The organism is Cryobacterium sp. Sr8 (assembly GCF_004403225.1).
Taxonomy (GTDB): Bacteria; Actinomycetota; Actinomycetes; order Actinomycetales; family Microbacteriaceae; genus Cryobacterium; species Cryobacterium psychrotolerans.
This window is the reverse complement of the sequence record NZ_SOHO01000044.1, coordinates 70,523-77,586: the sequence shown is the minus strand read 5'-3', so window position 1 is coordinate 77,586 and position 7,064 is coordinate 70,523. Positions and strand designations below refer to the sequence as shown.

Annotated in this window: 4 protein-coding genes; 1 reads left to right on the top strand and 3 read right to left on the bottom strand. The window is 70.4% G+C overall.

Annotated elements, in window-relative coordinates; genetic code table 11:
• Positions 1–161: 161 nt before the first annotated feature.
• From E3T54_RS09995 to E3T54_RS09985, 3 genes are all read right to left on the bottom strand, one after another.
• Entirely contained in the window at positions 162–668 is a 507-nt protein-coding gene (locus E3T54_RS09995; protein WP_092323237.1) for an SRPBCC domain-containing protein, read from the bottom strand.
• Between the two features lie 81 nt (positions 669–749).
• Positions 750–2,351: an NAD(P)/FAD-dependent oxidoreductase gene (locus E3T54_RS09990; protein WP_134475539.1), complete on the bottom strand. Its 1,602-nt coding sequence runs from the start codon at positions 2,349–2,351 to the stop codon at positions 750–752.
• A gap of 52 nt (positions 2,352–2,403) precedes the next feature.
• Positions 2,404–3,342, bottom strand: a complete 939-nt coding sequence (locus tag E3T54_RS09985; RefSeq protein ID WP_092323240.1) for a LysR substrate-binding domain-containing protein — start codon at positions 3,340–3,342, stop codon at positions 2,404–2,406.
• A gap of 141 nt (positions 3,343–3,483) precedes the next feature.
• On the opposite strand from E3T54_RS09985, the gene E3T54_RS09980 reads away from it, so the two are divergent.
• Positions 3,484–7,050, top strand: a complete 3,567-nt coding sequence (locus E3T54_RS09980) for a bifunctional proline dehydrogenase/L-glutamate gamma-semialdehyde dehydrogenase (protein ID WP_134475546.1) — start codon at positions 3,484–3,486, stop codon at positions 7,048–7,050.
• Positions 7,051–7,064 lie beyond the last annotated feature (14 nt).

The window sequence follows — 7,064 nt, the reverse complement described above, 5'->3', positions numbered from 1 at the left end:
GCGCGCGACCAAGAACACCCGCACCAGCCGGCACCGTCGGAATCAACATCCCCGACACAGCCGTCACAAACTAACCCGAGTGGCTCCACTCAGCTTGACATCGCGCGCGCGGGCGCAGTGAAGGTACTTTCTCCGCAACTCAACCGCGGTGCGCGAGGAAGTCAGGCCGACTTGCTCGGAACCACGAGCTCCTTGTAGTAACGCGCGTGGGCCGGGATGTAGTGCTCGCGCTCGGGCAGCGGCTTGCCGGTGCGGGCCGCCACCAGGCGGTCGAGGTAGTAGTCCCAGCCGGGGCCGACCGTGGCCGCCTCGGCGGCGCTGTTCAGGCGCTGGCCGAAGGTCAGGGTCGTCATCCCGTCGGCTTCGCTCAGGTGCACCAGGGCGCGCCATTCGTTCTCGCCCTCGCCGAAGTCGCCCGCGAAGCGGTACGGGGGAGTGCACTCGAGGATGCTCACGTACTCCCACTCGGCGTCGTCCTCGGCGTTCATCCGGAACTTGACGGCGCCCGTGCGCGGCGAGCCGGTGTACGTGCCGATCCAGGTCTCGAGCTCGTCGGTCCGGGTGAGGCTCGCCCAGACGTCGACGGCCGGCGCGGAGAACAGCCGGTCGAGCATCAAGTAGAGCCCGTCCTGGCGATGGGCGAGGCGCCCGGTGGGTTTTGCTGACATGGCGACCTCCGCGGTGAGTGATCGAGTACCTGCTATGAGGCTATGCCTTCCGCCCTCCGGATGCCAGAGCCCCGGCCGGCCTCAGTCCTCCAGCACCGCCATCGCCGCGTTGTGCCCGCCGATCCCGCTGACGCCGCCGCCGCGACGCGCGCCGGCCCCGCAGACCAGGATGCGCGGATGTTCCGTCGCCACGCCCCAGCGCTCGGCCGGGGTGTCCCGACGGGCGTCGTCCTCGAGGAAGGGCCAGTCGAGCGGGCCGTGGAAGATGTTGCCGCCGGGCATGTTCAGGGCGTGCTCGAGGTCGAGCGCGGTCTTGGTCTCCACGCAGGGGTTGCCCGCGGCATCCGTGAGCAGCAGCGCCTCGATCGGCTCGGCGAGCACCGAGTTGAGCGAGGCCAGCACGGCGGCCTGGAGCCGCTCGCGCAGGGCGTCGTTGTTCTCCTCGGTCAGCCAGCGGCTGGGGGCGTGCAGGCCGAACACGGTGAGCGTCTGCACTCCGGCGGCGACGAGCTCGGGCGCCAGGATGCTCGGGTCGGTGAGCGAGTGGCAGTAGATCTCGCACGGCAGCACGCCGGGGATGTCACCGTCTGCCGCCTGCAGGTACGCCGTTTCGAGCTGGTCGTAGGTCTCGTTGATGTGGAACGTTCCGCCGAACGCGGCCTCGGGCGAGACGGACTCGTCGCGGAGCTTCGGCAGCCGCGTGAGCAGCAGGTTCACCTTGACCTGGGCGCCCTCGGGCTTGGCGACGGGCCGGCCGGAAGCGGTGCCGGAAGCCGCGCCGGAAACGGCGCCGGTCGCATCCGCGAGCAGCCCCTGCAGCACCCAGGGCGCGACATTCGCCAGCACGTACCGGCCGGCGACGACGATGTCCCGGCCGTCCTGCTCGTAGCGCACCTCACCGTCCGGCGTGACCGAGGTCGCCCGCGCCCCGGTTTCGATCCGGGCCCCGGCCGCGCGGGCGGCTTTCTCGAGTTCGCCGGACACGGCTCCCATGCCGCCGATCGGCACGTCCCAATCGCCGGTTTCGTTGCCGATCACGTGGTACAGGAAGCAGCGGTTGGCGTCGAGGGAGGCGTCATCCAGCGCCGTGAAAGTGCCGATCAGCCCGTCGGTGGCGACGACCCCGCGCACGAGGCCGCTGCCGAATCGGTCGGTGATCACCCGGCCGAGGGGCTGCTCGATGAGCGCGTCCCAGAGCGCGTCGTCGCCGACCAGGAGCCGCGCCTCCGAGCGTGTCGGCAGCGGCTCGCACACGGTGGGGAAGAGGGCCCGGGCGACGTGCTCGGTGGCCTGGTAGAAGGCGTTCCAGGGCTCGAAGTCGCCGGCCGCGCCGACCCGGGTGAAGGAGGCGCGGGTGGCGGCGTCGTCGCCGCGGTCCACGAGCAGGCCGCCGGTCGTGTCGGACGGGTCCGGCGTGTACGACGAGTACCGGCGCCGGGCGAGCCCGATCGAGAGGCCGAGCTCGCTGATGATCCGCTCGGGCAGCAGGCTGACCAGGTAGGAGTAGCGCGAGAGGCGGGCGTCGATGCCCGCAAAGGCCTCGGCCGAGATGGCCGCGCCGCCCACCTGATCGCCCTGCTCGAGCAGAAGCACGGACTTGCCGGCCAGGGCGAGGTAGGCGGCGGCGGTCAGGCCGTTGTGCCCGCCTCCGACAATCACGACATCGTGTGTGGGTTCGGTCATGGCACGAGCCTAAGCCGTGTCCCCCATCCCCGCGAAACCGCAGTTGTGCGGGCTAAAACGTCGTTATATCGCGCACAACTGCGGTTTCGCGGGAGGAAGGCCAGGCGACGGCGCGGGCCAGCGCGTCGCGCACCGCGAGCACGCCGGGCCGGCCGGCGCTCGAGCGCCGGGCGGCGGTGAAGACCGTGCGGTGGGGACGTCCGGGGAGCTCGCGCAGGCGCACCGACGGTTTGTCGCCGGCCCAGACGAGGTCGGGCAGGATGCCTACGGCGTTGCCGGATTCGATCAGGCGGATGTGCGCGACCAGGTCGGCGGTCTCGAACCGCACGTCGGGCTCGAATCCGGCTGAGCGGCACAACTGCGTCGCCCATTGGCGGGAAGCCGTGCCTGCGGGTTCCATCACCCACGGCAGCGAGGCCGCTTCTTCGAGCGTCGGCGCCGACACCCGCCCGGTGCGGCGGCGGGGAACGGCCAGCCGCAGCGCATCTGAGGCCAGGTCCACCCGGTCGAGGTCCGGCCAGTGCGCCCTGGTGTGGCCGGGGTACTGCTCGGCCATGACGAGGTCGAAGTCGCGGGCGGATACCTCGAACAGTCCCAGCTCCGGCTCTCGTTCGGTGATCTCCACCCGCAGCTCGGGGAACTGGGCCGAGAGGAGCGTGAGCGCACGCGGGATCACGGCGTGCGCGGCCGACTGGAACACGGCCACCCGCACGGTGCCCGACACCGTCGTCAGCGACGCGGTCATCTCCGCCTCGGCCCGCTCGAGGCGCTCGAGCAGATGCGTCGTGTGCTCGACCAGGATCTCGGCCTGCGGCGTGAGCTGCACCCGCCGGCCGACCCTTTGCAGGAGCTTGGCGCCGGCCTCCTTCTCGAGCAGCGCGAGCTGCTGCGACACCGCTGACGGGCTGTAAGCGAGGGCCTCGGCCACCCCGGCCAGGGTGCCGCGAATCTTCAGTTCACGCAGCAACCGGAGCCTCCGGACATCCAGCATCAGACCGCCTCACTATTCATCAGTAATACTAATGAATATCGTGCACAAAGATTCGCTTTTGCCTATTGACATTGGGCCGCACACTGAGAATAGATACCTCTTCTGTGCGGCATAACGAAACGAAAGACTAACGTCGTGACCATGACCAACCCCCTCATCCCCAATGTCGAGAAGGACCTCAGCGTCGAGGTTGTCGCGCTCGTGCAGAAGTGGCTCGCCGAGAGCGCCACGATCCCCGCGGACGTGTCCGCCGAGCGCCTCGCCGGGGTACTGAAAGACCCCAACGGGCTGGACTTCACCGTCGGATTCGTCGACGGAGTGATGCGCCCCGAAGACAAGATGGTCGCCGGTTACAGCCTGCAGCAGGTCGCGAAGAAGGCCCCGGCCTTCCTGCCCTGGTATATGCGCGGCGCGATCGGCGTCGGCGGAGTGCTCGGCCCCGTGCTGCCCTGGGTCGTCGTCCCCGCGGCCCGTAAGGTGCTGCGCGAGATGGTGGGCCACCTCGTCATCGATGCGACCCCCGCGAAGCTCGGCCCGGCAATCGCACACCTCACCGAATCCGGCAATCGCCTCAACATCAACCTCCTCGGCGAGTCCGTGCTCGGCGAGAAGGAGGCCCTGCGTCGCCTCGAGGGGACGCGCACGCTGCTCCAGCGCCCCGACGTCGACTACGTCTCGATCAAGGTGTCCTCCATCGCCAGCCAGCTGTCGATGTGGTCCTTCGACGAGGCCGTCACCCGCGTCGTCGAACGCCTCACCCCGCTCTACGAACTGGCCGCGGCGTCGCCCACGCCCAAGTTCATCAACCTCGACATGGAGGAGTACCGCGACCTCGACCTCACCATCGCGGTGTTCGAACGCATCCTCGACCAGCCGCAGGTGCGCACCCTGGAAGCGGGCATCGTGCTCCAGGCCTACCTGCCCGACGCGCTCGGTGCGCTCCAGGGGCTCACGGAGTGGGCGAAGGCCCGGCGCGCGGCCGGCGGAGCGCCGATCAAGGTGCGCGTCGTCAAGGGCGCCAACCTGGCGATGGAGCAGGTCGACGCGGTCGTGCACGACTGGCCGGTTGCCACCTACGGAACCAAGCAGGACACCGACACGAACTACAAGCGCGTGCTCGACTGGGCGCTCACCCCCGAGAACACGGATGCCGTCCGCATCGGCGTCGCCGGCCACAACCTGTTCGACCTCGCCTACGCCCACATCCTCTCCACCCGCCGCGGCGTGCAGGACCAGGTCGAATTCGAGATGCTGCTCGGCATGGCGACGAGCCAGGCCGACGCGGTCAAGAAGGACGTCGGCCGCCTGCTGCTCTACACGCCGGTCGTCAACCCGGCCGAGTTCGACGTGGCCATCAGCTACCTGATCCGCCGCCTCGAAGAGAACGCGAGCCAGGAGAACTTCATGTCGGCCGTGTTCGAGCTGACCAGCACGCCGGCACTGTTCGCTCGCGAGAAGGAGCGCTTCCTCGCCTCCCTCCGGGCGCAGGACGCCGTCGTCCCCGAGCCGAACCGCAGCCAGGACCGGTCGCAGGCCAGGCCGCTCGAGTCCGCAGCCCCGGCGGCGCTCGCCGCGGATGCCGCCGACGAGACCGACGCGCACCTGACCGCGGCCGTGCTCGGCCTCACCCGCGGCTCGGCCGGCGTGCCGTCCGGCTTCCACAACGCGGCAGACACCGACCCGTCCCTGCCGGCCAACCGCGCCTGGGGGCGCAGCATCCTGGCCCGCGTCGAGGGCTCGACGCTCGGCGTCGACACGATCGCGGCCGCGAGGGTCGATGACGCCGGCGTCCTCGACGGCATCATCGAGTCCGTTGCCAGGGCCGGCGCCGCGTGGGGGCAGAAGACCGGCGCCGAACGGGCCGAAGTGCTGCACCGCGCCGGCGTCGCGCTCGAAGCGAGGCGCGACCGACTGATCGAGGTGATGGCCGCCGAAACCGGCAAGACCATCGCCGAGGGTGACCCCGAGATCAGCGAAGCGATCGACTTCGCCCACTACTACGCCGAGCGGGCCAAGGACCTCGACCGGGTCCAGGGCGCCATTTTCGTGCCCTCGAAGCTCACCGTCGTCACCCCGCCGTGGAACTTCCCGGTGGCCATCTCGGCCGGCGGCGTGCTGTCCGCGCTCGCCGCGGGATCCGGTGTCATCATCAAACCGGCCAGGCTCGCCCAGCGCAGCGGCGCCGTCATGGTGGAGGCGCTCTGGGAGGCCGGCGTCCCGCGCGAGCTCCTCGCGCTCGTCGACCTCGCCGACCGCACGCTCGGCACCCAGCTCATCGCGCACCCGTCGGTCGACCGGGTCATCCTGACCGGCGGGTACGAGACCGCGCAGCTGTTCCGGACGTTCCGCAGCGACCTGCCGATGCTCGCCGAGACCAGCGGCAAGAACGCCATCATCGTCACCCCGTCGGCCGACCTCGACCTCGCCGCCGCCGACGTGATCAAGAGCGCGTTCGGCCACGCGGGCCAGAAGTGCTCCGCCGCCAGCCTGGTGATCCTCGTCGGCTCGGTTGCCCGGTCCGAACGCTTCATCAGCCAGCTGGTGGATGCCGCGACCTCACTGCGCGTCGGACTGCCCGCCGACCCGGTGACCCAGATGGGCCCGATCATCGAGCCGGCCGAAGGCAAGCTCCTGCACGCCCTCACCACACTCGGCGCGGAGGAGAAGTGGCTTGTCGAGCCCCGGCAGCTGGATGACTCCGGCCGGCTGTGGACGCCGGGAATCCGCACCGGTGTGGCCCCCGGCTCCTACTTCCACCTCACCGAGTTCTTCGGCCCGGTGCTCGGCGTCATGCACGCCCGGAACCTGGCGGAGGCCATCCGGTTCCAGAACGCTGTGGACTACGGGCTCACGTCCGGGCTGCACTCGCTCGACGCCGACGAACTGGCGGAGTGGCTCGACACCATCGAGGCCGGAAACCTCTACGTGAACCGCGGCATTACCGGCGCGATCGTGCAGCGCCAGCCGTTCGGCGGCTGGAAGCGCTCCGCCGTGGGCGCCGGCACCAAGGCCGGCGGACCGAACTACCTGTTCGGCCTGGGCGGCTGGGTCACCGACCCCGGCAAGAACAGCTCGACGCTGCACCTGCGCGGCCTCGAGGAGCGCGTGACCGACGTGATCGAGGCGTCGCAGTCGGTGCTCGACTACGCCGACTTCGACGTGCTGCGCCGGTCTGCGCTCAGCGACGCGCTGGCCTGGCGGGAAGAGTTCGGAGCCGTGAAGGATGCCTCCGGCCTGGTCCTGGAACGCAACGTCTTCCGCTACCTGCCGCTGCCCGTCACGGTGCGCCTCACCGACAGCGGCACCCTCTCCGACCTGCTGCGCGTGATCAGCGCCGCGGTGCTGTCGAACTCGCGGTTCGTCGTGTCCACGGCCGTCCCGGTGCCGGCCGGCGTGCGCGGCGTTCTCGACGCCCGCGAGGTGCCGGTGACCGTCGAAAGCGACGCCGAGTGGCTGGAACGTGCGGCCGCCGGCGGCATCAGCACGAGCCGGGTTCGCCTGATCGGCGGAGACCCGCGAACGGGCGCCGCCGCCGAGGCATCCGCCCTCGCGCTGGCGCTCGCCGGCAGCCCCGACGTGGCCGTCTACGCGCACCAGGTCACCCAGGCCGGCCGCGTGGAACTGCTGCCGTTCCTCCGCGAGCAGGCGATTTCAATCACCGCGCACCGCTTCGGCAACCCGAGCACGCTCTCCGACGGCGTGATCTAGCCGGCGCGCCACGC

Bases quoted from the DNA above. Each gene is read 5' to 3' on its own strand.
- E3T54_RS09995 (WP_092323237.1), bottom strand. From the start codon at position 668: ATGTCAGCAAAACCCACCGGGCGCCTCGCCCATCGCCAGGACGGGCTC.
- E3T54_RS09990 (WP_134475539.1), bottom strand. From the start codon at position 2,351: ATGACCGAACCCACACACGATGTCGTGATTGTCGGAGGCGGGCACAAC.
- E3T54_RS09985 (WP_092323240.1), bottom strand. From the start codon at position 3,342: ATGCTGGATGTCCGGAGGCTCCGGTTGCTGCGTGAACTGAAGATTCGC.
- E3T54_RS09980 (WP_134475546.1), top strand. From the start codon at position 3,484: ATGACCAACCCCCTCATCCCCAATGTCGAGAAGGACCTCAGCGTCGAG.